We start from the raw sequence: 26,458 nt of genomic DNA on the forward strand, positions 1-26,458 counted from the left end.
CATGTCGGGGAGGGTGAGTGTCCACTGTCGTCATCAAGCGGCCGCCGCGCCGCCCGGCACCGGAGATCCCGGCCGGCGAGCTGCCCGTCGAGGCGCCGCCGGAGATCCCCGCGGCGGCCGGTGGGCGCTGGCAGCAGGCGCTGCTGGTGCTGCCGATGCTCGGCGGCACGGTGGCCATGGCGATGATGTTCGGCCGGGGCGGCGGCGCCTACTCGTACGTGGTGGGCGGCATGTTCGGGCTCTCTTCGCTGGCGATGCTGGTGACCACCTGGGGCAACGCCGGCCCGAAGAAGTCCGAGCTGATGGCCGCCCGCCGGGAGTACCTGCGCCACCTGGCCACGCTGCGCCGCCGGGTCCGGGAGACCGCCGGCGCCCAGCGCGTCGGCCTCTCCTACCGCCATCCGGAGCCGGGGCGACTCTGGTCCACAGTCGACAGCCACCGGGTGTGGGAGCGCCGCCCGGGCGACCCGGACTTCGCCGTGGTCCGGGTCGGCATCGGGCCGCAGACGCTGGCCACTCCGCTGGTCCCGCCGGTCACCCGGCCGCTGGAGGAGCTGGAGCCGATGACCGCCGGGGCGCTGCGGCGCTTCCTGGACGCGTACTCGGTGGTGCCGGACCTGCCGGTGGCGCTGTCACTGCGCAGCTTCGCCCGGGTCTTCGTGCGCGGTCCGGTCGGCGCGGAGCGCGGGTCCGGCTCGCCGGCCGCACAGGCGCTGGCCCGGGCGGTGCTCACCCAGCTCGCCGTCTTCCACGCCCCGGACGAGCTGCTGATCGCGGTCTGCGCCGGGCCGGAGCGCCGGGCCGGGTGGGAGTGGGTGAAGTGGCTGCCGCACGCCCACCATCCGGGCCGCACCGACGCGCTCGGGCCGGTGCGCCTGGTCACCAGCTCCGCCGCGGACCTGGAACGGCTCCTCGGCGACGTGCTCGCCAGCCGGTCCCGGTTCAGCCCGCACGGCCCGGCGACCGACGGGCCGCACGTGGTGGTGGTGCTCGACGGCGGTGATCTGACCGGCGCGGCCGACCTGGCCGGCGACGGGGGCATCGACGCGGTCACCGTGCTCGACCTGGACACCCCGCCGCCCCGGCTGCTCGACCGGTACGCCCTGCTGCTCGACCTGGTCGACGGCCGGCTGCACTCGCACTCGTCGGAGGGGCACGCCGAGGTGGGCGCCGCCGACGCGCTGGCGCCGACCGACGCGGAGGCGGTCGCCCGGCGGCTCGCGCCGCTGCGGCTGGCCGGCACGGTACGCGGCCCGGACGCGCCGGCCGGCGCCGAGCCGGGCCTGCCGGAGCTGCTCGGCCTCGGCGACCCGGAGGGTTTCACCGCCGAGCAGGGCTGGGCGCCCCGCGCCGCCCGGGACCGGCTGCGGGTGCCGATCGGGGTGGGCGCCGACGGCGGGGCGATCGACCTCGACCTGAAGGAGTCGGCGCTGGACGGCATGGGCCCGCACGGGCTGCTGATCGGCGCCACCGGCTCGGGCAAGTCCGAGCTGCTCCGCACGCTGGTGCTCGGACTGGCCGCCACGCACAGCTCGGCGCAGCTCAACTTCGTGCTCGTCGACTTCAAGGGCGGCGCCACCTTCGCGCCGTTCGACCGGCTGCCGCACACCGCCGCCGTGATCACCAACCTGGCCGACGCGCTGCCCCTGGTCGACCGGATGGTCGACGCGATCAACGGCGAGCTGATGCGGCGGCAGGAGCTGCTGCGCCGGGCGGGCAACTTCGCGAGCGTCCGCGACTACGAGCGGGCGCGCGCGGCCGGCAGCCCGCTCGCCCCGCTGCCGTCGCTGCTGCTGATCTGCGACGAGTTCTCCGAGCTGCTCTCCGCCAAGCCCGACTTCATCGACCTGTTCGTGCAGATCGGTCGGCTGGGCCGGTCGCTCGGGGTGCACCTGCTGCTGGCCAGCCAGCGGCTGGAGGAGGGGCGGCTGCGCGGCTTGGACACCCACCTGTCGTACCGGATCGGGTTGCGCACGTTCTCGGCGCTGGAGTCCCGGACGGTGCTCGGCGTGCCGGACGCGCACGAGTTGCCCCGCAGCCCGGGGCACGGCTACCTGCGCTCCGGCACCGACCCGCTGGTCCGTTTCAAGGCCGCGTACGTCTCCGGGGCGGTCCGCCGCCGCACCGGCCCGGCGGGCGCGGCCGGCGGCGGCGCCGCGCGAGTGCTCGCGTTCTCCACCCACCTGGCGCCGGTGCCCCGGCCGGCCGCGCCGGCCGCGCTCCCGGCCGAGGAGGAGAGCGGCGAGACGCTGCTCGAGAAGATGGTCGACCGGCTGGCCGGGCAGGGGCCGCCGGCACACCAGGTGTGGCTGCCCCCGCTGGACGCCTCACCCACGCTCGACGAGCTGCTCGGCCCGGTCGGCGCCGACCCGACCCGCGGGCTCACCGTGGCCAACCCCGAGCTGCACGGCGCGTTGCAGGTGCCGGTGGCCGTGGTGGACAAGCCGTTCGAGCAGCGGCGGGACCTGCTGTGGCTGGCCCTGGACGGGGCGGCCGGGCACGTCGCGGTGGTCGGCACCACCCGCAGCGGCCGGTCCGGGCTGCTGCGCACGCTGGTCTGCGCGCTGGCGCTCACCCACACGCCGGCCGAGGTGCAGGTCTACTGCCTCGACTTCGGCGGCGGGACGCTCGGCGCGCTGCGCGACCTGCCGCACGTCGGCGGCGTCAGCGGGCGGACCGACGGCACCGCGGTCCGCCGTACCGTCGGCGAGGTCGCCGGCCTGCTCGCCGAGCGGGAGCGGCGGTTCACCGAGTCCGGGGTGGAGTCCATGGCGGCCTGGCGCCGGCGGCGGGCCGCGACACCGGCGGGCGGCGCGGCCGGGGCCGACCCGTTCGGGGACGTGTTCCTGGTCGTCGACGGCTGGAACACGCTGCGCGGCGAGTACGAGGATCTGGAGCCGCTGGTCACCGAGCTGGCCACCCGGGGCCTGGCGTACGGGGTGCACGTGGTGGCGAGCGCGCTGCGTTGGTCGGACTTCCGGCCGGCGATCCGCGACCTGTTCGGCTCCCGGCTGGAGCTGCGCCTCGGTGACCCGTCCGACTCGGTGGTGGTCAAGCGCGCGCTGGCGGCGACCGTGCCGGACGAGCGGCCGGGGCGCGGGATCACCGCCGGCGGGCTGCACTTCCTCACCGCCCAGTCCCGGGTGGCCGCCCTGGGCGGCGAGACCGGTGACCTGGTCAAGGCGGTGGCCGGCGGGTGGACCGGTCCGGTGGCGCCCCGGGTGCGGCTGCTCCCACCGGTGTTGCCGTACGCCGAGCTGGACCAGAGCGGGGCCACCGGGCTGGCGTTCCCGGTGGGGGTGGCCGAGGCGGACCTGTCCCCGGTGGTGCTGGACTTCGCCACCGAGCCGAACTTCGTGGTCTTCGGTGACGCCGAGTGCGGCAAGTCGTCGTTCCTGCGTGCGCTGGCCACCTCGATCGTCGGCCGGTTCACCCCGGAGCAGGCCCGGGTCATCCTGGTCGACTACCGGCGCAGCCTGATGGGCACGATCGAGACGCCGCACCTGATCGGCTACGGCACGGCCGCGCCGCACACCACCGAGCTGATCGAGTCGGCGGCCGGCTACCTGCAGGGACGGCAACCCGGCCCCGAGGTGACCCCGGCCGAGCTGCGCACCCGGTCCTGGTGGACCGGGCCGGAGCTGTTCGTGCTGGTGGACGACTACGACCTGGTGGCCGGCGGGCCGACGAACCCGTTGCGTGCGCTGGAGGAGCATCTCCCGCACGCCCGGGACGTCGGCCTGCACCTGGTGCTGGCGCGGCGCTCCGGCGGCGCCGGCCGGACCGCGTACGAGCCGATCATCCAGCGGCTGCGGGAGTTGTCCACGGCCGGTCTGGTGATGTCGGGCGGTCCGGAGGAGGGACCGCTCGTCGGTCAGGTGAAGGCCGGGCCGCTGCCCCCGGGCCGGGCCCGCCTGGTCACCCGCCGTGAGGGCGTACGTCTGGTGCAGTTGGCTCATCTCCCGCCCGGGTGAGGCGGGTACGCGGAGTTGCCCCGTGACGGCCGGGACAACCGGTAATCTCCGAGCAGCATGTTTCGGAAGCGACGGAATGGCTGGGGAATGTGACCAGGGATCGGCAGGGAGTTCCCGACGTGCCGCCCCGGCGTCTCGCCGGGCGGGCGTTGCTCGCCGCCACGGCGGCGCTGACCGTCACGGCCGGTCCGCTGGCGCCGCCGGCGAACGCCGCGCCGGCCGCCCCCGTCGCCGCGCTCCGCACCGATCAGGTCCGCGACGAGCAGTGGCAGTTGAAGGAGCTGCGGGCGAAGACCGCCTGGCGGACCTCCACCGGCCGGGGCGTGGTGGTCGCGGTGATCGACTCCGGGGTGGACGGTTCCCATCCCGACCTGGCCGGTCAGGTCCTGCCCGGCCTCGACCTGGTCGACCCGACCGGCGGCCGGGAGGAGCCGGACCCGGTCGGGCACGGCACCACGGTGGCCGGTCTGATCGCCGGGCGGGCCGACGACGACCGGGGCGTGGCGGGGTTGGCGCCGGACGCCAGGATCCTGCCGATCCGGGTGCTCGACGCCGAGAACCGCTACGACGACGCCCTGGTCATCGCGAAGGCGGTGCGCTGGGCGGTGGACAACGGCGCCCGGGTGATCAACCTGTCGCTCGGCGGCAGCGGGGACAGCCCGGCCCTGGCCGCGGCGCTCGACTACGCCTTCGCCCGGGACGTGGTGGTGATCGCCTGCACCGGCAACCTGGCCACCTCGACCACCACGAAGGTCTGGTACCCGGCCCGTGAGCCGGGCGTGCTGGCGGTCACCGGCCTGGACCGCGACAGCGGGAACCTCTGGTCCGGTTCGATCACCGGCCACGAGACCGTCCTCAGCGCCCCGGCCACCGCCCTGTACGGCGCCCGGTCCCGGGGCGGCTACTGGCGGGTGCAGGGCACGAGCTTCGCGGCGCCGCTGGTCGCCGCGACGGCCGCCCTGGTGCGGGCCAGGTATCCGAAGATGACCGCCGGGGACGTGGTCAACCGGCTGATCAGCACGGCGCGGGATCTCGGCCCGACCGGCCGGGACGACCGGTTCGGCTACGGCATGGTCGACCCGGTGGCCGCGCTCACCGCCGACGTGGCCCCGGTGGGGCAGAACCCGCTCGACGACAACGCCTCCCCCGGGGTGGTGGGCTTCGGGCCGGCGCCGGGCGAGGGCCCGGACACCCGGGCCGCGGTCGCGGGGCAGGGCGGCGACCCGTTCGGCGGCCCGGGGAAGACCGGTTGGTCGGCCCGCCCGGCTGGTCAGGCCGAAGTTTCCGCGCCGGAGCGGTTCTGGACCGGGGTGGCCCTGTTCGTCGCCCTGCTCACCGGTGCCGCGCTGATGGTGCGCCGGTTCCGGCGGGCGCGTCGCTGACCGGTCTGACCAAGCCCCGACCGGGGTAGTGAACGGCGCATGAACACGATCGGCCCCCCGTCCACCCGCGTTCGGTCCTGGCGGAGGCGCCGCCTGGACCCCGACCATTCGCTGGGCCTGCGGCTCACCCTGGCCGCCGCCGCGGCGGTCCTGGTGCTGGTGCCGTTCGCCCTGCTCGCGCTGCTGATCCTGGGCGCGTGGCCGCCGTTGCTCCGGCTGGACGCGTCGGTCACCGGCGCGTTCCACGGCTACGCGCTGGAGCACCCGGCCTGGGTGCGGGCGATGGCCGTGTGGACGCACGTCTTCGGGCCGGGTCCGCTGCGGGTGGCCGCCGCGGTGGTGGTGGTCTGGTTGCTGCGCCGCCGGGCGCCGCGGCTGGCCGTCTGGGTGGTCACCACGATGCTTGTCGGCGGGCTGCTCGGCGCGTTGCTCAAGCTGCTGGTCGGCCGGAACCGGCCGGACCTGCTGGAGCCGGTGGCCCGGGCCGCCGGTTACTCCTTCCCGTCCGGGCACGCGCTGAACGCGGCGCTGGCCGCCGGGGTGCTGCTGCTGGTCTTCCTGCCGTTCGCCCGGCACAACCGGGCCGGCCGGATCGCGCTCTGGATCACGGCGATCCTGCTCACGGTGGTGACCGGGTTGAGCCGGATCGCGCTGGGCGTGCACTGGACCAGTGACGTGGTGGGCGGCTGGGTGCTGGGGGTGGCCACGGTCGCCGCCACCGCGGCCGGGTTCGCCACCTGGCGTACCGGGGCCGGGCGTCGACCGGCCCGCCCGCTGCGTGAGGGGGTCGAGCCGGAGCTGGCCGACCCGGGGCCGGAGGACCGGCGGGCGTAGCGACGCGCGCGCCGGGGTAAAGGGCGGCTCATGTCCGATGTCGCGGTCCAGATCGCTCGGCGCGTGCTGCTGCCGGTGTCCCTGCTCTTCGCCGTCATGGTGGGGCTGGGTCTCCTGGTCACCCGGGTGTTCACGCACACCTGGCCGTTCACCGTGGAGGACGGGGTGAACCGCGAGTTCGCGGGCGACCGGACGCCCGGCTGGAACGACGTGTCGCTGGTCTTCAGCACACTGGCCAGCACCCAGATGATCGTCGTGGTGACGGTGCTGGCCGCGCTGGTGTTACGGCTGGTCCTGCACCGCTGGCGGGAGCCGATCTTCCTCTGCGCGGCGGTGACCGCCCAGGCGCTGATCTTCCTGTTCACCACCATGGTGATCGACCGGCAGCGTCCGGCGGTGGAGCACATGGACGCCTCCCCGCCGACCTCCAGCTTCCCCTCCGGGCACACCTCGGCGGCGACCGCGCTCTACGTCGGCCTGGCCGTGCTGCTGGCGCTGCGGGCGCGCAGCACCCCGGCCAAGGTCGCCTGGTGGACGCTGCTGGTGCTGGTGCCGGTCGGCGTGGCGCTCACCCGGATGTACCGGGGCATGCACCACCCCAGCGACGTGATGGCCTCGTTCCTCAACGGCGGCACCTGCGTGGCGATCATGGCGCGGGCGGTGCTCGACAAGACGCTCACCTGGGGCCGCGCGAAGTTGTCGCCGATCCGGCCGGGCGACGACGTGACGCCGGCCGGAGCGTCGGCGGGCGGCTGACCGCCGCGGCCGACCGGCCTGGAGCCGGCCGGTTCAGCAAACCGGCCGCCGGTGGCCGTTCAGGAAACCGGCCGCCGGTGGCCGTTCAGGAAACCGGCCGCCGGTGGCTGTTCAGGTGCAGTCGCCGGTGGCGACTCCCCGGGTACGCTCCGCGCCGGTCAGCGCCACCGATCGCGCCTCGGTCGCGGTCACCGCGAAGCCGGTGTTCGGGTCGTCCGCGGCGGCCGCGAAGATCACCCCGAGCACCAGGCCGTTCGAGGAGACCAGCGGACCGCCGGAGTTGCCGCTGCGCACCAGCGCCCGGATCGTGTAGATCTCCCGCGTCACGTCACCCGACGAGTAGATGTCCGGCCCGGTGATCCGGTCGACGTCCCGCACCCGGGCCGGCCGGGCGTCGTACGGGCCGTCGAGGGGGAAGCCGAGCACGATCGCGTCCGCGCCGCTGGCGGCCGCCCCGGCGGCGAAGCGCAGCGACGGCCCGGGCAGCCCTGGCACGTAGAGCACGGCCAGGTCCCGCTCCGGGTCGTAGACCACCACCTCGCCGTCGTAGCGCTCACCGCGCAGCTCCACCGCCACCGAGCGGGTGCCGGCCACCACGTGCGCGTTGGTCATCACCCGGTCGTCGGCGTAGACGAAGCCGGAGCCCTCGATCCGGCGGGAGCAGCTCGGCGCGGAGCCGAGCACCTTCACCACGGACCGCTTGCTGTTCTGCACCACCTGGGAGTTCGCCAACGCCGGGTCGGGCGGGGAGACCTGACGTGCGTTGGTGCTGCCCAGCCCGTTGAACACGTCGGGGAAGCCGTTGGTGTCGACGGTGTCCCGCAGGGCGGTGGAGAGGTCCTGGGCCCGGTCGGGCAGCACCCGGTCCACCACGGTGAGCAGCGCGCTGTCCTTGACCGAGGCGGCCAGCCAGGGCACCGAGGAGGAGCCCAGCGGCACCGCGACCAGCCAGGCCACCAGCATGACGGCGACGACCGAGATGAACGCGCCGCCGACGTCGTCGACCTTCTTGCCGGCCGGCCCGGTGATGGCCGCGCGCAGGTTGGAGCCGAGCCAGCCGGCCAACGCCTGCCCCAGCACGGCGAGCCCGAAGATGGCCACCAGGGAGATCAACACTCGGGTGCCGCTGGCCGCGAACTGCTGGGCGATCAGCGGGCCGATCTGGAGGCCGAGCAACGCGCCCAGGAAGAACCCGGAGAACGACAGGGCGCCGATGACGAAGCCCTGACGGTATCCGCTGATCGCGAACACGAGCATGAGCAGGAGCAGTACGAGATCCACGGCGGACACGCCCCAAGGGTACGGGCACCGGGCTCGGGGCCGGCTCAGCGCTCGCTGAACGTGACCTGAGGATGCGTGCGGGTGATCAGCGCACCGGGCTCTCGTCGGCGGCGTCGGTGCCGGCCGACGGGGCGGGGGCGGCGACGGGCGGCAACTCCACCACCCGCGAACGCGGCCAGGGCCGGGCCCAACCGCCCATCTCCAGCAGTGTGTCGATCACGCCGGCGGTGAAGCCCCACACCAGCATGCCGCGCGCCGAGAAGGCCGGCCCGACCCAGCCGCTGGGATGGCGTACCCGCATCCGGTTGTCCGGGTCGACCAGCTCGGCGACCGGCAGCCGGGCGACGTGCGCGACCTCGGCCGGCGCGCGCGGGTGCACCGGGTGCGGGTCGTGCCACCAGGCGAGCACCGGGGTGACCACGAAGTCGCTGACCGGGATCCAGAGCCGGGGCAGCTCGGCCAGCACGGTGACGGTGCCCGGGTCGAGGTCGACCTCCTCGTTCGCCTCGCGCAGGGCGGTGGCCCGGGCGTCGGCGTCCTCCGGGTCGGCGGCGCCGCCGGGGAAGGCCGGCTGACCTGCGTGGTTGCGCAGCGTCGCGGCGCGCTGGAGGACCAGCACGTCCGGCCCGGCGCCGGGCTCCTCGCCGAGCAGCACCAGCACGGCGCTCTCCCGGCCGCCGGTCTCCGGCGTGGTGAGCCGGGTGAAGTCCTCCGCCCGTGCGGTGCCGAGGCGGCCCAGCAGCGGGTCGAACCATCCCGGCGGCCGTCGGGTCACACCCGCACCCCGAGGTGGGTCTGCACGAGCTTCGCGAGGCGGGCGTCGTCCAGCGCGCCGGTGCCCTCGATGTGCCGGATCCGCCCGTCGGCGCCGACCAGGACGGTGAGCGGGAACGCGCTGCGTTCGAGCGCGCGCTCGAAGGCGTCGCCCTGGTCGACGAGCATCGGGAAACCGACGCCGAAGTCCTCACCGATGGACTGCGCGCCGCCACGGCTGTCCCGGCTGTTGACGCCGATCACCTGGAACCGGCCGTCGGCCCGTTCGCTGAGTCGTTGGAAGGCGGGCAGCTCCTTGCGGCAGGGCTGGCACCAGGACGCCCACACGTTGAGCACCGCGGGGCCCTTGACCTCGCGCAGCTTGACCGGCGTGCCACCGGTGAAGCAGTTCAGGGTCAGGTCGGGCAGCGGGTCGCCGGCGGCGCCGTTCGACGCGGGCGCGGCCGAGGCCGGGGCCACGGTCAGCGGGGCGCAGTCGGCGAACGGGGACGGGCGTTCCGCGCGGGTGGCCGGCGCCGGGCCGGCCGGTTCCTCGGCCGTGGCGGTGCAACCGGCCGCCGCCAGCAGCACCAGCGGGACGAGCAGGTGGGCGAGCCGGCGGGTCACGGCGCGTCCGCCACGGCCGCCTGTTGCGGCACCAGGTCGGGGTCGAGGCCGACGGCGGCGGCGAGGTCCCGCGCGCGAGGGCCCTTCAGCAGCTTCGCCGCCACGGCCGGTTCGGTCGGCCCGGTGCCGTAGGCGGGACAGAGCTTCGCCAGCGTGCACGCGCCGCAGGCCGGCTTGCGGGCGTGGCAGACCCGGCGGCCGTGGAAGATGGTCCGGTGCGACAGCATCGTCCAGTCGCGCTTCGGGAAGAGCGCGCCGATCGCGTGCTCGATCTTGACCGGGTCGGTCTCGGCGGTCAGCTGCCAACGCTGCACCAGCCGCTGGAAGTGGGTGTCGACCGTGATGCCCGGGACGTCGAAGGCGTTGCCGAGGATGACGTTGGCGGTCTTGCGTCCGATCCCCGGCAGGGTGACCAGGTCGGCCAGCTTGCCGGGCACCTCGCCGTCGTAACGCTCACAGAGCGCGCGGCCCAGGTTGATCAGTGAGCTGGTCTTGTTGCGGTAGAAACCGGTGGGCCGGATCAGCTCCTCCAGCTCGCCGCGGTCGGCCCCGGCGTAGTCGGCGGCGTTGCGGTAGCGGGCGAAGAGCTTCGGCGTGACCTCGTTGACCTTCTTGTCGGTGCACTGGGCGGACAGGATCGTGGCGACCGCCAGCTCCAACGCGTCGGAGTGGTCGAGTTCACAGTGCGCGTCGGGGTGGGTCTCGGTCAGCACCCGCCCGATGCGGCGGGCGCGACGCGTACGGCCGAGGTCGGTCTCGGGGGAGCGCGTGGTCACGCCGGCCAGCCTACGTCGCGGGGCCGACGCTCCGGTGGGTCGACGCGGGCGGCGTGCGTTCAGCCACCCTTCGGCGCGCTGATCTTCCCGGACCCGTCGATCTTCGCGCCGGTGTCCGGGAAGTCCGCCCGGGTCACCTCGCGGACCAGCCCGAGGCCGCGGTCCTGCCGGTCGACGGCCGGCCGGCCGACACCGTTCATCGCGGTCGAGGTGAACGTGCCGCCGACGAAGCGGCCCTCGGCGGTGAGCGACACCTTGAGCACGCCACCCCACCCGAGCCGGCCGGAGCTGTTCAGCGACTTCCCGCCGCCGGCGAAATTGCCCAGGCTGTAGGCGATCAGCCGCCCCTGGTAGAACTCCAAGCCGCGCAGTACGTGCGGGCCGTGCCCGATCACCAGGTCGGCGCCCGCGTCGATCACGGCGCGGGCGAAGCGCATCGGGTCGCCCCGGTTCTCGCCGACGTACGTCTCGGTGCCCGGCTTCACCCTGGTCCGGTCGGCGCCCTCGGCGCCCATGTGCACCTGCACCACCACGAGCTTGGCCATCCCCTTGGCCATCTCGATGACCTGCTTGGCGGCGTCGAGGTCGATCAGGCTGTTCGACCAGGGGTACGACGAGAAGCCGACCACGGCCACCTTGACGCCCTTGACGTCGACCACGGTGATCTCGCCCGGCGCCCCGGTGTGCTTGAGCCCGTGCGCCTCCAGCGCCGACTGGGTGTTCTCGTAGCCCTGCTGGCCGTAGTCGTTGCCGTGGTTGTTGGCCTGGTTGAGCAGCTGGAACCCGGCCGAGCGCAGGTGCGCCGCGTAGCCGGGCGGCGCTCGGAACTGGTAGCAGTTCTTCGGCTGCGGGCCGCACTTGCCGGCCCCCGTGTCGTCGGTGAGCGGCTCCTCCAGGTTGCCCATCACCAGGTCGCCCTTGAGCGCGGACTTCACGTCGTCGAAGAAGCCCTTGCCGCCGTTGGGGGGCAGCCGGTTGGGCGCGTTACCCATGATCACGTCACCGGTCGCGGTGAGCGAGATCGACGCCTCGGTCGTCTCGTCGGACACCGCCGGCTGGTCGCCCGTCGCGGGCCCGGCCGAGCCGGTCGACCCCCCGCCCTGCCCGGTCTGCCAGAGCGGGTCGTCGCCGCCGGAATCCGAGCAGCCGGCGGCGAGCAGGACGGCGAAGAGCGCGACGAGCGCGGCGAGGCGCGAGGCGGGGGCCCGCCGTCCAGGGACGGCACGGTGCGGGCCGGAACCGGTCGGGTGCGGGCCGGCGGCGCGGCGGGAACGGGACAGAGAGCGGGCGGGAGCGTACATCGTCGGCGACGCTACCGTGCCGGGAACGCCGCGACGAGGGCCGAATGGCCTCAATCCCCGGTCCGCCGGTTGTCGGCGGGCACCCGAGCCCACCCGCCGGTCGGCCGAGCACGACGGCGCGGGCACGTCAGACGGTTGGCCCGTCGGCCGGGGCACGTCAGCGGGCCGGCCGGTCGGACCAGGGCACGACGGTGCCGGCGCCGCCGACGCGGACGGCGGCGTGCACGGCGCGGGCCAGCGGGGCGCCCCAGGTCGAGCGCGGACCGCCGTACGGGGCCGGCTCGCCGTCGGCCGGGCAGAGCACGGTGACCGCGTCGGTGGGGGTGCCGGTGGCCGGCAGTCCCAGCTCCCAGATCGCCTGCGCCTTCGCCTCGGTGGCGGTGGCCACCGCGTTGACCAGCGCCGCGTCGCCGAGGCGGGCCGGCACGTGCACGACGATGTTTACCGTGCCGACGCGCTGGGCGGGCGTCGCGGGCGCGGGCGCGGCGGCCCACACCGGGGTGCCCAGGCCGACGGTCGCCCAGACCCGCACGCCGCTGTCCGTCCGGCGCACCACCTCGGTCACGTCCACCCCGGTCAGCAGCCCGACCCCCGGCCCGACCAGGTCGAGGCCGTGGGCCAGCTCGGCCAGGTGGGCTGCCGGGTCGTCCCGGTCGTACGACATCGGCACGGTCGCGTTCACCACCCACCGGCGGACGCCGATCCCCCCGCCCAGCGGGGCGGAGCCGACCGTCAGCAGCGGCGCCTCGGCCCGCCAGAACAGCAGCGGGATGTCCGAGCCGGATTCGGATCGGCTGGTCAGGGTCGGCTCGCTCAGCACGCCGGTCACCCTACGATCACAGGTGGGAACGGGTGGTGCCGACCCGGCCCGGAGGGCGGGGATCCAGGGGTGCACCTCCGATTCCTGCTCATGTGCGCCTAGACTGGCGGCGCGCGAGGGATCAGCGGACGGCGGACCCGGGCCGACGGACGGCACGCGCAGGCGGAGGTGCGCGATGGACGAGGTACTGGCCCGCAGCGGGATCTTCCAGGGTGTCGACCCGGAGGCTGCCGAGGCGCTCGCCAAGGAGATGGAGACGATCGACGTCCGCAAGGGCGAGGTCGTCTTCAACGAGGGCGAGCCCGGCGACAGTCTCTACATCCTCCTGTCCGGCAAGATCAAGGTCGGCCGCCGCGCCGCGGACGGCCGGCAGAACCTGATCGCCGTGATGGGCCCGTCGGACATGGTCGGCGAGTTGTCGCTGTTCGACCCCGGCCCGCGGACGGCTACCGCCACCGCGGTCACCGACACCCGGCTGGTCCGGCTGCGCAAGCAGGCCCTGCGGCCGTGGCTCAACAACCGGCCCGAGATCGCCGAGCAGCTGCTCCGGGTGCTGGCCCGCAGGCTGCGCCGGACGAACGACTCACTCGCCGACCTGATCTTCACGGACGTGCCGGGCCGCGTCGCCAAGAACCTGCTCCAGATGGCCGGCCGGTTCGGCACCCGCGACGGCGGCGTGCTGCGGGTGACCCACGACCTCACCCAGGAGGAGATCGCCCAGCTCGTCGGCGCCTCCCGGGAGACGGTCAACAAGGCGCTCGCCGACTTCGCCTCCCGCGGCTGGCTGCGACTGGACGGCAAGAGCATCATCATCCTCGACCCGGAGCGTCTGGCCCGCCGCGCGCGCGTCTGACAGCTCACCGCCGGGTCGCTCCCGGCTCCGTTCCGGCCCGGACCCGCCCCGCGCGGTCCGGGCCGCGTTCCGTCCGGACCCTCACCGGCCATGGCCGGGTTCCGTCGGGACCATCGCCGACCATGGCCGCCTTCCGTCCGGACCCACGACCATAGCCGTGTTACGTCCGGACCCTCGCCGGCCAGGCCGGTTCCGTCCCGGGCCGTCCGGACGGCGGCCGGTACCACCCGGGCCGATCCCGACCGGGCCGATCCCGACCGGGCCGAACCCGACCGGGCCGATCCCGACCGGGCCGATCCCGACCGGGCCGAACCCGACCGAGCCGATTCCGACGGGTGGACCGGCCCGGCGGCCGGGAGTCTCTGCCGGGCGCAGAATCGCTGGACGTCCCGTCGCCGGCCGCGCAGGCTGGGGCGATGGTCGATCACGTCGCCGTCCTCTCCGACATCCACGGTGTGCTGCCGGCGCTGGACGCCGTCCTGGCCGAGCCGGACGTGGCCGCCGCCGACCTGATCGTGCTCACCGGCGACCTGGCCGCCGGCCCGCAGCCGGTCGAGGTGCTGGACCGGCTCGCCGCGCTCGGCGACCGCGCCCGCTGGGTCGGCGGGAACGGCGAGCGGGAGCTGGTCGAGGCGCGGGCCGGGAAGCCGTCGGAATTCGAGGTCGCCAACTGGGCCGCCGGGCAGCTCCGCGACGACCAGGTGGCCCGGCTGGCCGCGCTGCCACCGCACGTCACGCTGCCGGTGACCGGCCTCGGTGAGGTGCTGTTCTGCCACGCGACGCCTCGCGACGACGAGGAGGTCGTGCTGGTCGACTCGCGGCCGGAGCGCTGGGCCGAGGTCTTCGCCGGCCTGCCGCCCGAGGTCGGCACCGTGGTCTGCGGGCACACCCACATGCCGTTCGCCCGGTTGGTCGACCGCCGTCTGGTGGTCAACCCGGGCAGCGTCGGCATGCCGTACGGGGGCGCGGGCGCCTGGTGGGCCCTGCTCGGCCCCGGCGTGCAGCTGCGCCGCACCCGGTTCGACGTGGACGCCGCCGCCGACCGGGTGGCCGCCGGATCCGGCTTCCCGGAGGCGGTGCAGTGGGTCGACGAGTACCTGCGCGGGCGATACTCCGACCTCGACGCCCTGACCGTCTTCGGGCCCCGGGACGGCCGCTGACCCGTACGCCGCCGACTGCCGTCCAGGGTGGACGGGCAGTCCTGATCCGTCGCTCTGCGATAGCGTGACGTGATGGGCCGGCGGTACCGGATACTCCTCGTCTCCAGCAGCGGCGGCGTCCTGCTGGACCTGCTCGCCCTGCGCCCCTGGTGGGAGCGGCACGACCCGGTCTGGGTGGCGGTCCGCGCCCCCGACACCGAGGTGGCGCTGGCCGGCCAGCGGGTGCACTGGCGGCCCGAGCTGTCCACCCGCACCCGGCTCCGGGTGCTGCCGGCGACCTGGCGGGCCCTGCGGCTGCTGCGCCGGGAACGACCCGACGTGGTGGTGTCGGCCGGCACCGGGGTGGCCGTCGGCGTCTTCCTCGCCGCCCGCCTGCTCCGGGTGCCGTCGCTGTGGCTGGAGACGTTCAACATGACCGGGCCCGCCGGCGCCGCCGCCCGGCTCTGCTCCCGGCTCGCCGCCGCCGTGCTGGTGCAGCGCCCCGCGCTGCTGGCGTCCCGCCCCCGCGCGGTGCTCATCGGAGAGCTCTACTGACGATGGCCCGTCTCCTGGTCACCGTCGGCATGGGCCCCTGGCCGTTCGACCGCCTGGTCGGCGCCGTCGCGCCGCTCTGCGCCGCACACCAGGTGTTCGTCCAGACCGGCACCTCGACGGTGATCCCGCCGTGCCCCCACGCCCCGCTCCTGCCCCTGGACGACCTGCGGGAGCGGCTGGCCGCGGCCGACGTGGTGATCACCCACGCGGGGAACACCGTCCGCCTGGTCCAGCGGCTCGGCCGGGTGCCGGTCGCGGTGGCCCGGGAGGCGGCGCGGGGCGAGATGGGCAACGACCACCAGGTCGCCTACCTGCGCGAGGAGGAAACCTCGGGCCGGGTGGTCGCGGTGTGGGACGTGGCCGACCTGCCGGCCGTGGTGGCCGCGCACCCGGAACGGCAGCGGCGGTTGGTCGCCGAGCGGCCGCTGCCCGGCGCGGTCGACGGCGAACGGCTGGCCGCCACGCTGGACGCGCTCTGCGCCCGGCTGGTCCGATGAGCCGGGCCGACGAGGTGACCCGCCGGCCGGGCGCCCCGCCGTTCGCCACCCACCCGCTGCGCCGGTACGCGTTCGCCTGGGCGGCGCTGGCCGGCCGCACCGGCCGCCACCTCGACCTGGGCTGCGGTCCCGGTGACTTCCTCGGCGTGCTGCACGAGCACGGCACCGTGGCCTGCGAGGGCGCCGACCCGCACCCGGGCTACCTGGCCGAGCTGGCCGCCCGCCGGCCGGGCCTGCCGCTGCACCGGCTCCGGGTCGGCGGGCCGCTGCCGTTCGCCGACGGCCGTTTCGACTCGGTCAGCCTGCTCGACGTGCTGGAGCACGTGCCCGACGAGGCCGCGTTGCTCGCCGAGACGCACCGGGTGCTCACCCCCGGTGGGCTGCTGGTGCTCACCGTGCCGCGCCGGCACGTCTTCAGCTTCCTCGACCCCGACAACGCGAAGTTCGACTTCCCCCGGCTGCACCGCCTGGTCTACTCGTGGCGGTTCGGGTCGCGGGTGTGGCACAGCCGGTTCGCCGACCTCTCCGACGACCTGCGCGGCGACATGTCGGTCGGGCGGGACCGGCACACCAACTACCGCACGCCGGACCTGCTCCGCCTGCTGGACGCGGCGGGTTTCGCGCCGACCACGGTGACCGGCGCCAACCTGTTCTGGCGGTGGTTGCAGATCCCGGCGCTGCTCACCGGCGGGCCGGTACGCCGCCTGCTGGAGCGCGGCATCCACCTCGACGGCCGGCTGTTCCGCTCGGCCAACCTCTTCGTCGTCGCCCGGAGGCGCCCGTGAGCAACGCCGACACCGCCCGGAGGCGCCCGTGAGCATGGCCGACACCGCCCGGCTGGCGTGGTTCTTCGGCCGGCTCGCGGTCAAGGAGCGGGTCGCGCCCGGCTTGCACGTACGGCCGCTGGTCGCCGAGCTGTTCCTCACCGACAACTGCAACCTGCGCTGCACGAGCTGCGGCTGTTGGACCACCAACACCAGGGGCGAGCTGTCCACCGAGGAGTGGCGGGACGTGCTGCGCCAACTCGTCGCGCTGCGCATCCACAAGGTGAACTTCACCGGCGGCGAGCCGTTGATCCGGCCGGACGCGCTGGCCCTGATGGCGTACGCCCGCGAGGTGGGGGTCCGCCACCTGCATCTGAACACGAACGGCATCCGGCTCACCCCACCGGTCCTGGCGGAGGTGCTCGCCGCCGGCGTACGCAGCTTCAACGTTTCCGTCGACGGCCCGACGGCGTTGGTGCACGACCGGATCCGGGGCCGGCTCGGCGCGTTCGAGACGACGACCCGGCACCTGCGGAACCTGATCGCGGAGCGCGACCGGCTCGGCCTGAAGGTGCGGATGAACTTCACCGTGATGCGGGACAACGTGGACAGCCTGCCGGGCATCGCGGCGCTGGCCCAGGAACTGGGCGTGGCGCTCTATCTCAACCTGGTCACCGACCGGACGTTCCTGTTCCGCACCGACGCGGTCACCGGGCAGACCGACGTGGCCGGCGACCGGCTCGACGCGGCGCTGGCCGAGCTGGAGGCGATGGCCCGGCTCGATCGGCGGTGGCTGCCGCGCTACTCGGAGCTGCGCTACCTGCGCGGGCACTTCGACGACCTGGTGCAACGTGACCTGCCCTGCGCCGAGTCGCAGCTCAAGCTGATGGTGCACTCCCGGGGGGAGATCGGCGGCTGCTGGGCGCACGACCCGACCGCCTCGGTCCGGCAGCGTCCGATCGCCGAGATCGTCGACGCCCCGGAATACCGCGCCGAGCACGCGCGGCTGTTCCGCAAGGAGTGCGTCGGGTGCGGCAGCAACTACAGCCTCAACCTGCGCTGGCGACCGGGCACCTATCTGGCCGACCGGCAGTGGCGGCGCGGGCGGCGCAGCCTTGTCTGAGCCGATGCGCCCGAGCCAGCCGCTGTACGACGCGCTGGCCCCCGGGTACGACGAGCATTTCGCGGTGCCGCACCGGCGCGCCTACGACGACCTGGCGTGGGAGCGGGTGCGGGCGCTGCTGCCGCCGGACGGGCCGGTGGTGGACGCCGGCTGCGGCGTGGGCCGCTGGGCCCGGCGGCTGCTCGACCTGGGCCATCAGGTGACCGGCGTCGAGCAGGCGCCGGGGATGATCGCCGAGCTGCGCCGCCGCCCGCCCGGCCCCGGCTTCACCCTGGTCGAGGGCTCGATGACGGACGTCACGCTGCCCGCCACGGCCGGCGCGGTGCTGGCGATGGGTTCTTTGCAGTACACCGCCGATCCCGAGGACGCGGTCCGGCGCCTGGCCGGCTGGCTGCGTCCGGGCGGGGTGCTGGCCGTGCTTGTCGACTCGCTGGTGGGCCTGGTGCTGGAGCTGGTCGGTGCCGGCCGGGGCGACGAGGCGGTGGACCGACTGGCCCGGCGCCGGGGCGTCTGGCGTTCCGACGGGCACGCCGCCGACCTGCACCTGCTGGACCGCGCCCGGCTGGAGGCCGCGTTCACCGCCGCCGGCCTGGTCGAGGTCCGCAGCGCCGGCCTGCTGGTCAGCGCCGGGCCGCTGGGCCGGGCGGGGCTGGCCGAGCGGCTCGCCGCCGACCGGGACGCGCTGCTGGCGCTGGAGCGCCGGCTGGGCGACGACCCGGTCCTCGCCGACGCGGGCAAGCAGTTGCTGGTGACCGGCCGCCGCTCCCCGGCCTGACCGACGCGTCGGTTCAGCCCAGGCAGCGGCGCAGCGCGGCGACGACCCGTTCCGCCTGTTCCACGGTGAGTTCCGACGACATGGGCAGGGCCAGCGCCTCGGCGTCCAGCCGGTCGGTCACCGGCAGTCGCTCGCCGCCGCCGAGCGGGCCGTGGTGGATCGCCGCGAAGTAGGGCTTGGTCTGCACGCCGAGGGCGGCCAGTTCCGCCGCCACCCGGTCCCGGTGGGCGATCCGGGCCACCCAGTGCACCCAGCAGTGCCGGTCTCCGGGGCGGACCTGCTGGAACTCCACCGGCAGGGTGCGGGCGGCGGCCGCGTACACCTCGGCCACCTCGGCCCGGCGGCGGACCAGCGTGTCCAGCTCCGCGAGCTGGTCGACCGCGACCACGGCGTGCAGTTCGTTCATCAGCTCGGAGCGGGTCCAGCCGGCCGGCGAGGCGAGCACCGCCTCGGCGGCGTCGGCGGGCAGCACGAGGGCGCCGCCGGCCCCGCCGGCCGAGACCACCTTGGCGAAGCTCATCGAGTACGAGTGGGCCAGCGCCTGCTGCGCCACCGGGCGCCCTTGGTGCAGGCTGCCGAGGGCGGCTGCGGAGTCGGCCAGCAGCGCCACCCCGGCCGGGTCGCAGACCGCCCGCAGGGCCGGGTAGTCGCACGGGTTGCCGAAGGTGTCGACGCAGAGCACCACTCGTACGCCACCCCGCCCGATCGCGGTGGCGACCGCCGCCGGGGCAAGCGTCCAGGTCGCGGCGTCCACGTCGACGAAGCGCAGCGCGTACCCGAGCTGGACGAGGATCTCCGCGGTCGCGGGAAACGTGTACGACGGCAGCACCGCCACGTCGCCGGGCCGGGCCGGGCCGACGGTGGCGGCCACCATGATCCGCAGCGCGGCCGTGCCCGACGCGGTGACAAGCACCCGGTGGTCGTCGTCGAGTTCCAGCTCCTTGCCCAGCCGCTCGGTCAGCTCCCGGGTCCACCGGTTGCCGTGCTTGACCTCGCCACTGGCGAGCGCCTCCTGCTGGCGGGCGGCCACCAGCTCGGGGTAGGCCGGCGGGGGCGGTACGACGACCGGCAACGGCGGCCGGAACAGGGGCGCCCGGTCGTCGTCCACCTCGGCGACCAGCGCCGCCAGGTGTGTCCGGAGCGGACCGATCCGGTGACCGGCGGCGGTCAGCTTGTCGGTGACGACCAGGCCGGAGCTGTCCGGCGTCCGGCGGGGCACGGTCAGCAGCGGCGCCGACGAGCCGCACAGGTCCCGGATCCAGGTGGCGAGGTCGGCCAGCGGCACCGGCTCTCCGCCGACGTTCCAGACGCCGGGACCGGTCCCGTCGAGCAGCAGCCGGGCGAGGGCGCCGGCGGGCAGGAAGCTGCGCACGGCGTCGGCGGTGACCGGCAGCGGCAGTCCCTGGCGGGCCCGGCGGATCAGTCTGGTGGCGACCCGCTGCTGTCCCGCGCCGACCACGTTCGCGAGCCGGAGCACGGTGAGCCGGTCGGGATCGACCGCGCCGGCGACGAGCCGTTCCTGGGCGAGCTTCGCCATCGCGTACGTCCAGCGGCCGGTGGGGTCGGCGTCGGCCATGGCGCGGGCCAGCGGGGCGGCCCGCCAGGGCGGGCAGGGCGTCCGGGCCAACTCGCGGGCGAGCGCGCACCAGTCGTCGATCTCCTCGACGGTCCACGGCAGCTCGGGCGTGGTGTCCTCGGACAGCGGCCCGGCAGCCGCGCCGTAGACCTCGACGGACGAGGTGAGCACCACCCGGCGGCCGGCCAGCCGGGGCAGCAGCCGGGCGGTGCTGACGGCGTTGTCCAGCGGTAGCGTCCAGGGGCGGCGGGGGCGCGGCTCGCTCGCGCCGAGCAGCACCACGACGACGCCGGGCGGCAGCTCGGGCGGGTCGTCGGTGAGCAGGTCCACCCGGATCCAGTCGAGGCCGGCGGCGGTGTTCGGCTCGGCCGGCGGGTGGCGGTCCACGGTGGTCACCCGCGCGCCGGCGGCCAGCAGCGCCTCGGCGGTCGCGGTGCCGAGGAACCCGGAGCCGCCGACCAGCACGAATTCATCCATGTCGTGCCTCCCCGTGGACGGAGCACAGTATCGCCGAATCCGGCCGCCGGCGGTGTCGGATGTCGGCCGCAGAAAAAGTCAGTCTTGACTGTTTGTTTCCGGGACGGGACGCTGTCCCCGTGCCCACCGCACCGACCCGCGTCCCGCAGCAGGAACGCAGCCGCGCCACCCAGGCCCGGCTGCTGGAGGCGACCGTCGAGTGCCTGGTGGAGCACGGCTGGTCCGGCACCACGACCACGGTGGTGGCCGCCCGGGCCGGCGTCTCCCGGGGCGCGCAACTGCACCACTACCCCACCAAGGCCGCCCTGGTCACCGCCGCCGTCGCCCACCTCGCCGACCGCCGGGCGGCGGAGCTGCGCACCGAGGCGGCCGCGCTGCCGGCCGGCCCGCGTCGGCTGGACCGGGTGATCGACCTGCTCGGCGCGGCCTTCACCGGGCCGCTCTTCGTCGCCGCCCTCGAACTCTGGGTCGCCGCCCGCACCGACGCCGAGCTGCGCGAAGCGCTCGTGCCGTTGGAGGCCACGGTGGGCCGGGAGATGCACCGGCTCACCGTCGAGCTGCTCGGCGTCGACGAGAGCCGCCCCGGCGTCCGCGAGGCGGTGCAGGCCACCCTCGACCTGCTGCGCGGGCTGGGCGTGGCCAACCTGCTCAACGACGACTCGGCCCGCCGCACCGCCCTGCTGCACACCTGGAAACGCCAGCTCGCCGCCCTGCTCACCCCCGTCACCACCACCGGCCCGCTCGGCGCTCGCTCGGCCGGACCCGGGCCGGCCGACACCGGCCCGCCCACCGCCGGCCCGTCGGGCGGCGAAGCCGCCCTGACCCGAAGCCCCTGACCGGCACAACTCGCCCGGAGGCACCATGGTCGACCTGACCGCCCTGCTCGCGGACCTGGCCGCCGAGTCCGAGCAGCTCGACGCGCTCGTCGCGGAACTGCCGGCGGACGGATGGGAGCGCCCGACACCCGCACCGGGTTGGACCGTCTCGCACCAGATCGCGCACCTGGCCTGGACCGACCACGTAGCCCACCTGGCCGCCACCGACGAGTCGGCGTTCTTCGCCTCGGTCACCGCCGCGCCGGACCTGTCCCGCCTGGTCGAGGACGGGACGGAGTCCTTCCTCGCCCCGCCGCCCGCGCTGCTGGCCCGATGGCGGGACGGCCGGGCCGCGCTCGTGACGGCCCTGGCCGCCACCCCGGCCGGCGAGAAGCTGCCCTGGTACGGGACCCGAATGTCGCCCACCTCGATGGCCACCGCCCGAATGATGGAGACCTGGGCGCACGGCGAGGACGTCGCCGACGCGCTCGGCGTCACCCGCACCCCGACCGCCCGACTTCGGCACGTCGCCCACCTCGGCTTCCGTACCCTCGGGCACGGTTTCGCCGCGCACGGCCGCGCGGTGCCGACGGACCCGGTCCGGGTCGAGCTGACCGCACCCGCGGGCGACGAGGTCTGGGCGTTCGGGCCGGCGGACGCGGCGGACCGGGTGACCGGGCCGGCGCTCGACTTCTGCCTGCTGGTCACCCAGCGCCGGAACCGAGCCGACCTGGCCCTGGTCGCCACCGGGCCGGTCGCGGACGAGTGGCTGGACGTCGCCCAGGCGTTCGCCGGCCCGCCCGGCGGCAAGCGGGAGCCGGCGGGCGGAGCGCACCCATGAGCGTGCTGCGGGTGGGCAACGCGTCCGGTTTCTACGGCGACCGCTCCGCCGCCTGGCGGGAGATGCTCGACGGTGGCGAGCTGGACGTGTTGACCGGCGACTACCTGGCCGAGCTGACCATGCTGATCCTCGGTCGGGACCGGATGCGCGACCCGTCGCTCGGCTACGCGAAGACCTTCCTGCGGCAACTGGAGGGCGTGCTCGGCACCGCGCTGGAACGCGGGGTCACGCTGGTCACCAACGCCGGCGGCGTCAACCCGGCCGGCCTGGCCGACGCGGTCCGGTCACTCGCCGCGCGGCTCGGCCTCGACGTGCGCGTCGGGTACGTCGAGGGCGACGCGCTCCAGCGGCCGGACGCGCTGACCGCGAACGCGTACCTGGGCGCGTTCGGGATCGCGGCCTGCCTCGACGCCGGCGCCGACGTGGTGGTCACCGGCCGGGTCACCGACGCGTCGTTGGCGGTCGGGCCGGCGATCGCCCGCTTCGGCTGGACCCGGGACGACCTGGACGCGCTGGCCGGAGCGACCGTGGCCGGGCATCTGATCGAGTGCGGGGCGCAGGTCACCGGCGGCAACTTCAGTTTCTTCACCGAGTTGCCGGACGGCGGCCACCGTCCCGGCTTCCCGATCGCCGAGCTGCACCCGGACGGGTCGTCGGTGCTGACCAAGCACCCGGGCACCGGCGGCGCGGTCACCGTCGAGACGGTCACCGCCCAGCTCCTGTACGAGGTGGGCGGGCCGGACTACCTCGGGCCGGACGTGGTGACGCGGCTGGACACGGTGCGGCTGGAACAGGCGGGCCCGGACCGGGTCCGGGTCTCCGGGGTGCGCGGCACGCCGCCGCCGGCCACGCTCAAGGTCGGCGTCAACAACCTGGGCGGCTTCCGCAACTCGATGACGTTCGTCCTGTGCGGGCTGGACATCCCGGCCAAGGCGGCCCTGGTCCGGGGGCAGTTGGAGGAGGCGGTCGGCAAGGACGGGCTGGAGTTCACGCTGGCCCGCACCGACCACCCGGACGCCGCCGACACCGAGACGGCGAGCGCACTGCTGCACGTACACCTGCGCGACGGCGACAAGGCGCGGGCCGGGCGGGCGTTCTCGGCGGCCGCGGTGGAGCTGGCGCTCGCCTCCTACCCGGGCTGCACGTTGACCACGCTGCCCGGCGACGCGGCGCCGTACGGGGTGTTCACCGCCGACACCGTCGCGCAGGACGCGGTGCCGCACGTCGCGGTGCTCCCCTCCGGCGAGCGGGTGCCGATCCCGCCGCCGCCCGTGGTGAGTGGTGGTTTGCAGGGGCCCCCTGGTATGCACCAGGCGTTGACAGGGGGCCCCTCCTTGCACCTCACCCGGCGGGGGGCGCTGGGTGAGGTGGTGGGCGCCCGCTCCGGCGACAAGGCCGGCGACGCCAACCTCGGCGTCTGGGCGCGCACCGACGCCACCTGGGCCTGGCTGCGCGGCTGGCTCACGGTGGAGCGGTTGGCGGACCTGCTGCCGGAGACGGCGACACTTACCGTCGAGCGGTACGAGCTGCCGAACCTGCGCGCGGTCAACTTCGTGATCCGCGGGCTGCTCGGTCCGGGCGTGGCCGCGTCCACCCGGTTCGACCCGCAGGCCAAGGCGCTCGGCGAGCTGCTCCGCGCCCGGGTGGTCGACCTGCCGGCGGAGGTGTCGGCGTGACCATCGTGGACACCCCGGAGCGCCGCCAACTGCGCGAGCTGACCCGCGCCTTCGTCACCCGGGAGGTGCTGCCGCACCTGGCGGACTGGGAGCGGGCCGGCGAGGTGCCCCGGTCGCTGCACGAGACCGCCGCGAAGATCGGGCTGCTCGGCATCGGCTTCCCCGAGTCGGTGGGCGGCAGCGGGGGCGACCTGCTCGACTCGATCGTGGTCACCGAGGAGATCATCCGCTCGGGTGGCTCGTCCGGGCTGATCGCCGCCCTGTTCACGCACGGCATCGCGCTGCCGCACATCGTCGCCGCCTGCGGCGACACCGCCGGCTCAGGCGCCGGCGGCCCGCAGCATCTCGTCGAGAAGTACGTCCGGCCGACGCTGGCCGGAACGATGATCGGCGCGCTGGCGATCACCGAGCCGGACGGCGGCTCGGACGTGGCCGCCATCCGCACCTGCGCGGTACGCGACGGCGATCACTACGTGGTGAACGGGTCGAAGACCTACATCACCAGCGGCGTCCGGGCCGACTTCGTGACCACGGCGGTCTGCACCGACTTTCCCGGCTCCGGCTCGCTGAGCCTGCTGGTGATCGACAAGGGCTCGCCCGGGTTCACCGTGGGCCGGCGGCTGGAGAAGCTGGGCTGGCACTGCTCGGACACCGCCGAGCTGTCCTTCGCCGACGTCCGGGTGCCGGTGGCGAACCGGGTCGGCCCGGAGGACACCGCCTTCCTGGCCATCATGCAGCAGTTCGCCGCCGAGCGGCTCTCGCTCGCCACCCAGGCGTACGCGACCGCGCAGCGCTGCGTCGACCTGGCCGTGCGGTGGTGCCGGGACCGTTCCACGTTCGGCCGTCCGCTCGCGAGCCGGCAGCTCGTCCGGCACCGGCTGGCCGAGATGCACACCCGCGCCGAGGCGGCCCGGGCGTACGTGCACGAGGTGGCCGAGCGAGTGGCCGCGAAGCAGCCGGTGGTGACCGAGGTGGCGATGGCGAAGAACGTGGCGGTGGCCGCCTGCGATCAGGTGGTCGACGCGGCGCTGCAACTGCACGGCGGCTTCGGCTACCTGCGTGACGCCGAGGTGGAGCGGCACTACCGGGACGCCCGCATCCTCGGCATCGGCGGCGGCACCACCGAGATCATGAACGAGATCATCGCGAAGGGCATGGGCCTTTGAGCACACTCGACACCGCCATCGACACCGCCTCTCCCGTGTTCCGAGCCAACCGGGAGGCGCTGCTGGAGCGCCTCGCCGAGCTTGACGCGGCGCTCGACCAGGCCCGGGCCGGGGGCGGGGAGAAGTACGTGACCCGGCACCACGGGCGCGGCAAGCTGCTCCCCCGGGAGCGGATCGAGCTGCTGCTCGACCAGGACAGCCCGTTCCTGGAGCTGTCGCCGGTGGCCGCGTACGGCACGGACTTCCCGGTGGGCGCCAGCACGGTGACCGGCATCGGCGTGGTCGAGGGCGTGGAGTGCCTGATCGTGGCGAATGACCCGACGGTACGCGGCGGCGCGATCAACCCGTGGTCGCTGGCGAAAACCCGCCGGGCGGGCGAGATCGCGCTGGCGAACCGGCTGCCGATGGTGAACCTGGTCGAGTCGGCCGGCGCCGACCTGCCCACCCAGGCGGAGATCTTCATCCCCGGCGGGCGGGTGTTCCGCGACCTGACCCGGCTCTCCGCGGCGCGGATCCCCACGGTCAGCGTGGTCTTCGGCAACGCGACCGCCGGCGGCGCGTACGTGCCCGGCATGTCCGACTTCACCATCATGATCCGAGAGCGGTCGCAGGTCTACCTGGCCGGGCCACCGCTGGTGAAGATGGCCACCGGTGAGGTGACCGACGACGAGTCGCTGGGCGGGGCGAGGATGCACGCCAGCACGTCCGGCCTGGCCGACTTCCTCGCCGAGGACGAGCGGGACGGGATCCGGCTGGCCCGGCAGTGCGTCCGCCGGCTCAACTGGCGCAAGGGCGGCCCGCCGCCGCGCACCTTGTCCCCGCTGCCACCCCGGTACGACCCGGAGGAGCTGCTCGGCATCGCCAGCGCCGACCTCAAGGTGCCGTTCGACCCGCGCGAGGTGCTGGCCCGGGTGCTCGACGACAGCGCGTTCGACGAGTTCAAGCCCGGCTACGGCACGGCGCTGGTGACCGGCTGGGGCGAGCTGCACGGCTGGCCGGTCGGCGTGCTCGCCAACGCCCGGGGGGTGCTGTTCAGCGAGGAGGCGCAGAAGGCGGCGCAGTTCATCCAGCTCGCCAACGCGGCCGACACCCCGCTGGTCTTCCTCCAGAACACCACCGGCTACATGGTCGGCACCGAGTACGAGCAGCGCGGCATCATCAAGCACGGCGCCCTGATGATCAACGCGGTGTCGAACTCGACGGTTCCGCACCTGACCGTGAACCTGGGCGCCTCCTACGGCGCCGGCAACTACGGCATGTGCGGCCGGGCGTACGAGCCGAGGTTCCTGTTCACCTGGCCGAACTCGAAGTCGGCGGTGATGGGGCCGGCGCAGCTGGCCGGCGTGCTGTCGATCGTGGCCCGGCAGGCCGCCGCGGCCCGGGGCCGGGACTACGACGAGGACACCGACGCCGCCATGCGGATGATGGTCGAGCAGCAGATCGAGTCGCAGTCCGGGGCGCTGTTCCTCTCCGGCCGGCTCTACGACGACGGGGTGATCGACCCCCGCGACACCCGTACCGTCCTCGGGCTCTGCCTGTCGGCGATCCACAGCGGACCGGTGAGGGGCGCCGACGGTTTCGGCGTCTTCCGGATGTGACCCGTGAGCGCGAGGAACGCAGCGAAGCGGAGTCCCGCAGTCGCGAACGAGAGGCAGGCACCCCGTGAGCGCGAGGAACGCAGCGAAGCGGAGTCCCGC

At 74.8% G+C, this 26,458-nt stretch carries 22 protein-coding genes and 1 pseudogene; 16 read left to right on the forward strand and 7 right to left on the reverse strand.

What is annotated here, in order from left to right:
- Positions 1 to 17 precede the first annotated feature (17 nt).
- The 4 genes from eccCa (at position 18) to ACGFI2_RS15895 (ending at position 6,946) form a co-directional block, all read left to right on the forward strand.
- Positions 18 to 3,974, forward strand: coding sequence for a type VII secretion protein EccCa (gene eccCa / locus ACGFI2_RS15880; protein ID WP_393516795.1), 3,957 nt, complete (start codon positions 18 to 20; stop codon positions 3,972 to 3,974).
- Between the two features lie 119 nt (positions 3,975 to 4,093).
- The gene (gene mycP, locus ACGFI2_RS15885; RefSeq protein WP_393516798.1) at positions 4,094 to 5,356 is read left to right on the forward strand and encodes a type VII secretion-associated serine protease mycosin; all 1,263 of its coding nucleotides are present in this window, start codon (positions 4,094 to 4,096) and stop codon (positions 5,354 to 5,356) included.
- A gap of 39 nt (positions 5,357 to 5,395) precedes the next feature.
- On the forward strand, positions 5,396 to 6,190 hold the full coding sequence (locus ACGFI2_RS15890; protein ID WP_393516801.1) for a phosphatase PAP2 family protein: 795 nt from the start codon (positions 5,396 to 5,398) through the stop codon (positions 6,188 to 6,190).
- A 30-nt stretch (positions 6,191 to 6,220) separates the two neighbouring features.
- Positions 6,221 to 6,946, forward strand: coding sequence for a phosphatase PAP2 family protein (locus ACGFI2_RS15895; protein ID WP_393516804.1), 726 nt, complete (start codon positions 6,221 to 6,223; stop codon positions 6,944 to 6,946).
- 111 nt (positions 6,947 to 7,057) lie between these two features.
- On the opposite strand, the gene ACGFI2_RS15900 is transcribed toward ACGFI2_RS15895, so the two are convergent.
- From ACGFI2_RS15900 to ACGFI2_RS15925, 6 genes are all read right to left on the reverse strand, one after another.
- Positions 7,058 to 8,236, reverse strand: coding sequence for a MarP family serine protease (locus ACGFI2_RS15900; RefSeq protein WP_393516807.1), 1,179 nt, complete (start codon positions 8,234 to 8,236; stop codon positions 7,058 to 7,060).
- A 76-nt stretch (positions 8,237 to 8,312) separates the two neighbouring features.
- Positions 8,313 to 9,002, reverse strand: a complete 690-nt coding sequence (locus ACGFI2_RS15905) for an NUDIX hydrolase (protein WP_393516810.1) — start codon at positions 9,000 to 9,002, stop codon at positions 8,313 to 8,315.
- Positions 8,999 to 9,607: a TlpA family protein disulfide reductase gene (locus ACGFI2_RS15910; RefSeq protein ID WP_393516813.1), complete on the reverse strand. Its 609-nt coding sequence runs from the start codon at positions 9,605 to 9,607 to the stop codon at positions 8,999 to 9,001. Before ACGFI2_RS15910 ends, ACGFI2_RS15905 begins: the two co-directional genes overlap by 4 nt.
- Positions 9,604 to 10,383, reverse strand: a complete 780-nt coding sequence (gene nth, locus ACGFI2_RS15915) for an endonuclease III (RefSeq protein ID WP_393516816.1) — start codon at positions 10,381 to 10,383, stop codon at positions 9,604 to 9,606. The genes ACGFI2_RS15910 and nth overlap by 4 nt, the downstream gene beginning before the upstream one ends.
- 59 nt (positions 10,384 to 10,442) lie before the next feature.
- Entirely contained in the window at positions 10,443 to 11,684 is a 1,242-nt protein-coding gene (locus ACGFI2_RS15920; RefSeq protein WP_393516819.1) for a CapA family protein, read from the reverse strand.
- 157 nt (positions 11,685 to 11,841) lie between these two features.
- Positions 11,842 to 12,504, reverse strand: coding sequence for an adenosylcobinamide amidohydrolase (locus tag ACGFI2_RS15925; RefSeq protein WP_393516821.1), 663 nt, complete (start codon positions 12,502 to 12,504; stop codon positions 11,842 to 11,844).
- A 175-nt stretch (positions 12,505 to 12,679) separates the two neighbouring features.
- Here ACGFI2_RS15925 and ACGFI2_RS15930 point away from each other — a divergent pair, with 175 nt between their 5' ends.
- The 7 genes from ACGFI2_RS15930 (at position 12,680) to ACGFI2_RS15960 (ending at position 18,210) form a co-directional block, all read left to right on the forward strand.
- Positions 12,680 to 13,357, forward strand: a complete 678-nt coding sequence (locus ACGFI2_RS15930) for a Crp/Fnr family transcriptional regulator (RefSeq protein WP_088976469.1) — start codon at positions 12,680 to 12,682, stop codon at positions 13,355 to 13,357.
- Between the two features lie 416 nt (positions 13,358 to 13,773).
- Complete coding sequence (locus ACGFI2_RS15935; protein WP_393516824.1) at positions 13,774 to 14,517, forward strand: metallophosphoesterase family protein; 744 nt, start codon at positions 13,774 to 13,776, stop codon at positions 14,515 to 14,517.
- 72 nt (positions 14,518 to 14,589) lie between these two features.
- On the forward strand, positions 14,590 to 15,051 hold the full coding sequence (locus ACGFI2_RS15940) for a glycosyltransferase (protein ID WP_181570765.1): 462 nt from the start codon (positions 14,590 to 14,592) through the stop codon (positions 15,049 to 15,051).
- Between the two features lie 2 nt (positions 15,052 to 15,053).
- Positions 15,054 to 15,548 carry a hypothetical protein gene (locus tag ACGFI2_RS15945; RefSeq protein WP_393516827.1) on the forward strand — a complete coding sequence of 165 codons (495 nt, stop codon included), beginning with the start codon at positions 15,054 to 15,056 and terminating at the stop codon, positions 15,546 to 15,548.
- Positions 15,545 to 16,333: a class I SAM-dependent methyltransferase gene (locus ACGFI2_RS15950; protein ID WP_393516830.1), complete on the forward strand. Its 789-nt coding sequence runs from the start codon at positions 15,545 to 15,547 to the stop codon at positions 16,331 to 16,333. Before ACGFI2_RS15945 ends, ACGFI2_RS15950 begins: the two co-directional genes overlap by 4 nt.
- Before the next feature lie 34 nt (positions 16,334 to 16,367).
- Positions 16,368 to 17,435, forward strand: coding sequence for a radical SAM protein (locus tag ACGFI2_RS15955; RefSeq protein WP_393516957.1), 1,068 nt, complete (start codon positions 16,368 to 16,370; stop codon positions 17,433 to 17,435).
- A gap of 4 nt (positions 17,436 to 17,439) precedes the next feature.
- Complete coding sequence (locus tag ACGFI2_RS15960) at positions 17,440 to 18,210, forward strand: class I SAM-dependent methyltransferase (RefSeq protein ID WP_393516833.1); 771 nt, start codon at positions 17,440 to 17,442, stop codon at positions 18,208 to 18,210.
- 13 nt (positions 18,211 to 18,223) lie between these two features.
- On the opposite strand, the gene ACGFI2_RS15965 is transcribed toward ACGFI2_RS15960, so the two are convergent.
- Positions 18,224 to 20,263 (reverse strand): aminotransferase class I/II-fold pyridoxal phosphate-dependent enzyme, encoded by a 2,040-nt coding sequence (locus ACGFI2_RS15965; RefSeq protein ID WP_393516836.1) that lies wholly within the window; start codon positions 20,261 to 20,263, stop codon positions 18,224 to 18,226.
- Positions 20,264 to 20,382: 119 nt separating this feature from the next.
- Between ACGFI2_RS15965 and ACGFI2_RS15970 the strand changes: the two are divergent.
- From ACGFI2_RS15970 to ACGFI2_RS15990, 5 genes and pseudogenes are all read left to right on the forward strand, one after another.
- Positions 20,383 to 20,985, forward strand: a pseudogene (locus ACGFI2_RS15970) (TetR/AcrR family transcriptional regulator); the annotation flags it as partial.
- A gap of 139 nt (positions 20,986 to 21,124) precedes the next feature.
- Entirely contained in the window at positions 21,125 to 21,919 is a 795-nt protein-coding gene (locus tag ACGFI2_RS15975) for a TIGR03084 family metal-binding protein (protein WP_393516839.1), read from the forward strand.
- Complete coding sequence (locus ACGFI2_RS15980) at positions 21,916 to 23,595, forward strand: acyclic terpene utilization AtuA family protein (RefSeq protein ID WP_393516842.1); 1,680 nt, start codon at positions 21,916 to 21,918, stop codon at positions 23,593 to 23,595. Before ACGFI2_RS15975 ends, ACGFI2_RS15980 begins: the two co-directional genes overlap by 4 nt.
- Positions 23,592 to 24,761, forward strand: a complete 1,170-nt coding sequence (locus ACGFI2_RS15985; RefSeq protein WP_393516845.1) for an acyl-CoA dehydrogenase family protein — start codon at positions 23,592 to 23,594, stop codon at positions 24,759 to 24,761. Before ACGFI2_RS15980 ends, ACGFI2_RS15985 begins: the two co-directional genes overlap by 4 nt.
- Positions 24,758 to 26,359, forward strand: coding sequence for an acyl-CoA carboxylase subunit beta (locus ACGFI2_RS15990; protein WP_393516848.1), 1,602 nt, complete (start codon positions 24,758 to 24,760; stop codon positions 26,357 to 26,359). Before ACGFI2_RS15985 ends, ACGFI2_RS15990 begins: the two co-directional genes overlap by 4 nt.
- Positions 26,360 to 26,458 lie beyond the last annotated feature (99 nt).

Origin of the sequence: Micromonospora sp. NPDC049282 (assembly GCF_043197045.1) — a bacterium.
Lineage (GTDB): Bacteria > Actinomycetota > Actinomycetes > Mycobacteriales > Micromonosporaceae > Micromonospora.

Coding starts and splice junctions, on each gene's coding strand:
- ACGFI2_RS15890 (WP_393516801.1), top strand. CDS start 5,396: ATGAACACGATCGGCCCCCCGTCCACCCGCGTTCGGTCCTGGCGGAGG.
- ACGFI2_RS15895 (WP_393516804.1), top strand. CDS start 6,221: ATGTCCGATGTCGCGGTCCAGATCGCTCGGCGCGTGCTGCTGCCGGTG.
- ACGFI2_RS15920 (WP_393516819.1), bottom strand. CDS start 11,684: ATGTACGCTCCCGCCCGCTCTCTGTCCCGTTCCCGCCGCGCCGCCGGC.
- ACGFI2_RS15930 (WP_088976469.1), top strand. CDS start 12,680: ATGGACGAGGTACTGGCCCGCAGCGGGATCTTCCAGGGTGTCGACCCG.
- ACGFI2_RS15935 (WP_393516824.1), top strand. CDS start 13,774: ATGGTCGATCACGTCGCCGTCCTCTCCGACATCCACGGTGTGCTGCCG.
- ACGFI2_RS15940 (WP_181570765.1), top strand. CDS start 14,590: ATGGGCCGGCGGTACCGGATACTCCTCGTCTCCAGCAGCGGCGGCGTC.
- ACGFI2_RS15945 (WP_393516827.1), top strand. CDS start 15,054: ATGGCCCGTCTCCTGGTCACCGTCGGCATGGGCCCCTGGCCGTTCGAC.
- ACGFI2_RS15950 (WP_393516830.1), top strand. CDS start 15,545: ATGAGCCGGGCCGACGAGGTGACCCGCCGGCCGGGCGCCCCGCCGTTC.
- ACGFI2_RS15955 (WP_393516957.1), top strand. CDS start 16,368: ATGGCCGACACCGCCCGGCTGGCGTGGTTCTTCGGCCGGCTCGCGGTC.
- ACGFI2_RS15960 (WP_393516833.1), top strand. CDS start 17,440: ATGCGCCCGAGCCAGCCGCTGTACGACGCGCTGGCCCCCGGGTACGAC.
- ACGFI2_RS15965 (WP_393516836.1), bottom strand. CDS start 20,263: ATGGATGAATTCGTGCTGGTCGGCGGCTCCGGGTTCCTCGGCACCGCG.
- ACGFI2_RS15975 (WP_393516839.1), top strand. CDS start 21,125: ATGGTCGACCTGACCGCCCTGCTCGCGGACCTGGCCGCCGAGTCCGAG.
- ACGFI2_RS15980 (WP_393516842.1), top strand. CDS start 21,916: ATGAGCGTGCTGCGGGTGGGCAACGCGTCCGGTTTCTACGGCGACCGC.